At 53.9% G+C, this 4,433-nt stretch carries 2 protein-coding genes; one reads left to right on the forward strand and one right to left on the reverse strand.

Going from position 1 to position 4,433, the window contains the following annotated elements; genetic code table 11:
- A partial coding sequence (locus tag D5S03_RS12765; protein ID WP_287044298.1) for an ATP-binding protein occupies positions 1-1,396 on the forward strand: 1,396 nt, incomplete at its 5' end.
- Here D5S03_RS12765 and D5S03_RS12770 read toward each other — a convergent pair.
- Positions 1,393-4,433: hydrogenase iron-sulfur subunit (locus D5S03_RS12770; RefSeq protein ID WP_287044300.1), on the reverse strand; the 3,041-nt coding region annotated here is incomplete at its 5' end. The two genes, D5S03_RS12765 and D5S03_RS12770, sit on opposite strands and share 4 nt — an antisense overlap.

Here is a 4,433-nt window from a genome sequence, read left to right on the forward strand (position 1 = left end):
TCTGGAAAAGTTTCCGGAGATATATACCAGCATCAGGCAGGGCAGGGTGTGGAGAGGCAGCATGTTTATGCAGCGCAAAAATAGGCAGATATTTCCAGCTCTGTTTACTGTCTACCCCCTGGAAATAGAGGACAGGCTGTCCGCTCTCGGGGTTGCTGTGGATATATCCGAACTGGAAGAGGTAAGAAGAGCTCTGCAGAAGGCCAAGGAGGCTGCGGAGGCGGCCAGTCAGGCCAAAAGTACCTTTCTGGCCAACATGAGCCACGAGATACGTACTCCCATGAATATAATCATGGGCTTTGCCCGGATCATGGAAAGGGATTTCAGTCTTTCCAGGCAGCATTTGCGCCAGGTACAGACAATTTCCCGCAATGCGGACAGCCTGTTGCGGATCCTGAACGATATCCTGGATATGTCCAGTATCGAGGCCGGGCAGGTGCGGCAGCATGCAGAGGATTTTGACCTGCATCACTTTTTTGAACAGCTCATGGGCATGCTTCTTTCCCGGGCGGACTCCAGGGGTCTTGAACTTTCTTTTGAACGTGCCGGTTACATCCCCCGGTATGTTCACGGGGACCAGGGCATGCTGCGCCAGATACTCATAAACCTCCTGGACAATGCTTTAAAATTTACTTCCAGGGGCTGGGTAAAGTGCAGTATCAAAAACATACAGGCCCGAAGCGCTGCAGATGACAGTCCGGATGTTTTCAAACTGGAATTCCGGGTGGAAGATACCGGCCCGGGCATATCTTCAGATGAACAGGAAAATCTCTTTGAACCATTTTACCAGACCGTTGCCGGAACCCAGGAAGGCGGTACCGGACTGGGGCTGGCCATCAGCCTCAGGTATTCCCGGATTATGGGCGGGGATCTCTGGTATGAAAACCGTCAAGGCGGGGGCAGTTGTTTCTGCCTGCACGTACCGCTGCTGCCCGCTTGCAGGCCATGCCGGGATGTCCAGGAGGTGCCGCTGCGCATGGTTTCCGGACTGGCCCAGGGCAGCTCTCCTGTGCGTGTGCTGGTGGTTGATGACAAGCAGGACAACAGGTCCATGCTGCTGGCCCTGTTGAAGCCCCTGGGTTTCCAGGTCCGGGAGGCGGCAGAGGGTGCAGAGGCTCTGCAGGTGTTTGAGCACTGGCTGCCTCATGCGGTCTTAATGGATATGCGCATGCCAGTTATGGACGGCTACGAAACCACCAGGCGCATCCGCCTGATGCAGGGCGGGGAGAAGGTGTGCATTGTAGCGGTTACAGCCAGTGTAGCGCATGAACATATAAATGATATCCTGGCCCAGGGTGTGGATTATTACCTGGGCAAACCTTTCAAGCCGGATGAGCTCCTGGATATCCTTAAAGAAGCCCTGGGGTTGAGCTATACTTATTCCGATATGCCTTAGCACCAACTGGTTCTGGCCTTTTTCCCGGCAGATACTTTCATTCTCCTGATACGTCTGGCAAAGGTGTTCATGATTCCGGCTATCCTGGTACCCTCCACCGAGGATAGCCAGCCGAGCATGAGCCTGTCAGGGTTTATTCTGTTGTGCTTTAGATAAGCCCGGATATTCCCCGTCTGGTTGACTATATGCATTTCCCCGTGCCTGTACCTGCATTCGCCGGGGGGACAGCCAAGGATCATGATCCCGTCGATTCCCTGCTGCAGGCTTTCCAGGATAATCTCCCGGCTTAAGTCTCCGATGCAGTTCACTTTGATTATGATCACGCAGGGGCTGCTCTGCTGCTTCAGGGCACCTGCCGTGTCCGCTGCCATGTAAGGCCCCCTGCTGCAGCAGAACGCGATTACCAGGGGTATTTTGCTGGAAGGTTCGTTTTTGCAGATGTGCAGCATGGACAAAACCTGCGACCTGATCCTGTCCATCTTGGACTCATCTATTGCCACACCGTTTCCGGGGCATGCTGAGACGCAGGCTCCACATCCCTCGCATAATTCTTCATCTATCCATATCCCCGGGCCTGGTCCGGGCTTTTCTACTGAACAGACCGAATACTTTATGGCCGCATATGGACACTTGTCGATGCATATGCCGCAACCGTCGCATCCGGCAGTGAGGTAAGCACTGCAGGACTCAAGGGGCAGCTGTTTTTTGAAAAGTATATTTCTTACTCCGGACACCGCAGCCCTGGACTGGACCAGGCTTTCTTCCATGGGGCCGGGTTGCAGGCAGAGCCCGGCGGCAAATATTCCTTCTCTGTCCAGGGAGCATGGATGCAGAAAATAGTGCCTGTCCTGCAGGAAAAGGTCCGAATCAAGGGAGCAGTTAAAGATTGCGGCGAGCCTTGTTGTTTCCGGATCAGGCACTATTCCGGTTGCCAGGACCAGGTGCCTGGTTTTGATTCCAACAGGTTTTTTCAGGACGTGGTCCAGTATCTTTATGTTCAGGCCTTGCGGTGTCTGCTGAACCAGGGGACTGTTGTCCCTGGTGTATTTTATAAAAATCACGCCTTCCCGGCGGGCCTGTTCATACAAAAGCTCCTTTTCCCCGCATGTATTTATCTGTCTGTTTATAACGTAAATCTGAATTCCCGGGTTGATTTCCTTCAGTTTAAGGGCGGTTTTGAGAGTGCGTGTGCAGCAGGTCCGGCTGCAATAGGGGCGGTTTGTTTCCCGGGAGCCCACACACTGGATAAACACCACGGATGCAGCCTTTTTGAATGTATCTTCCCCGGTTTGCAAAAGACTGCAGAATTCATCCTGGGTAAAGACCTCTTCTGCCTTTGCATACAGGTATTCCAGGGGTTTTGCTTCCATGGCTCCGGTACACAGAACAGCTGCACCGTACCGGATTGTCTCTGTAACCCTGATGCCGTTTTTGCGCATGCTCTGGATGTTGCTGATAAAATTGCCTGTGGAGCCTTTGCAGGAAACAACCCGGGAGTTGAAAAACGTGATTATCAGCGGGTGCTGCTGCACCCTGGCAATAGTCTCCTCAACCAGGTTTCTGGTGTTCTCTGCAGCACAGACAGGGGTTGTGTCCCGGGCATGGCCTCCAAGCCCTGCGCTTCTTTCCACCAGGAAACATTGAGTCCCCTGGTCTGCAAGGGAAAGGGCCGTGGTCATTCCTGTCAGTCCCCCACCCACCACCAGGGCTCTGGGGATGATTTTTCTGAACCTGACTTTCAGGATCTTCTTGATTACCGCCTTGGCTACGGCGGAGCTTACCTGGAGCCTGGCCTTGGCTGTGGCCAGGGCAGGATTGTACTGGTGCATCCAGCTGTTCTGGTTGCGGATATTGGCCATTTCCAGCAGGTTGGGGTTCAGCCCGGCTTTTTTCAGGGTATCCTGGTACAGGGACTGATGGGTTACAGGGGTGCAGGCTGCAACCACCACCCTGTTGAGATTTTCCTGGATTATCCGGCTGGAGATGATGTCCTGGATGAACTGGGGGCAGGTAAACTTATTGGTTTCAGCCAGGACCACTCCCTTGAGCCCGGAGGCGAATTCTTTAAGGGCATTGATGTCGATGATGTCGGAAATGTTGCCGCCGCAGGCACAGATAAAGACCCCGATTCTGGGCTGCTGCATAGAGACGTCTTTTTCAGGGGGCCATTCTTTTTTGCAGGTCAGAGTAAACCTGGAGCGAGTGAGTCTTTCGGTGGCTGCAACTGCTGCCCCGGAGCCGTGGGTTATGCTGTGGCGTATGTCTCCTGGGGAGGCCAGGCTGCCGGCCAGGTATACCCCTTTTCTGCTGCTTTCAAAGGGGGTGGTACTGGAGATGGGGCCAATGCTGTCATTGCCACTGATGGTTATGCCCGGGGCCAGGACCTGCTGCAGGCTGTCCCGCCCCGCATGCATGCCCACGGAAAGCACTGCCAGGTCAAAGAATTTGGTTATCAGCTTCGAGTCGTCATGGACATAAGTAATCCGGACTCCTTTTCCATCCTTGCCGGGCAGTATACTGTGGGGCTGGCTGCAAATAAAGCGCACCCCCATTGCTCTGCCCCTGTCCAGCAGTTTTTCCTGCCCTTTTCCGCAAAATCTTATCTCGTTGTAAAAAACAGTTGTGTCCGGGATTTTTTCCCCGATATGCCGGCCCATGCTGGATGCCTGTTTAACTGCGTGCATACAGCAAATGCTGGAGCAGGTCCTGTGGGCGGGATGCTTCAGGCTCCTGGAAAGCACGCACTGGATCCAGGCTGTCTTTGCAGGCCGGGTGTTGTCCGACGGCCTTTTAAGTATGCCATGGCCCGGTCCCGTAATCGAGGTCAGACGTTCATATTCCAGGCTGGTTATTACATCTGGGCAGGATTTGTAGCTGTAGAGGTCATGCAGGTCTTGACTTTTTTGCATATTCATCCCGGTGGCCATGATCACAGAACCTGCCTGTAGTACCAGTGTCTTTTCCGGTTCGTTGAAATCAATGGCCCCGGCGGGGCAGATCTTTTCGCATATGCCGCATATTCCCCGGGTCAGGCGCA

The organism is Desulfonatronospira sp. MSAO_Bac3 (assembly GCF_003838035.1).
Lineage (GTDB): Bacteria > Desulfobacterota > Desulfovibrionia > Desulfovibrionales > Desulfonatronovibrionaceae > Desulfonatronospira > Desulfonatronospira thiodismutans.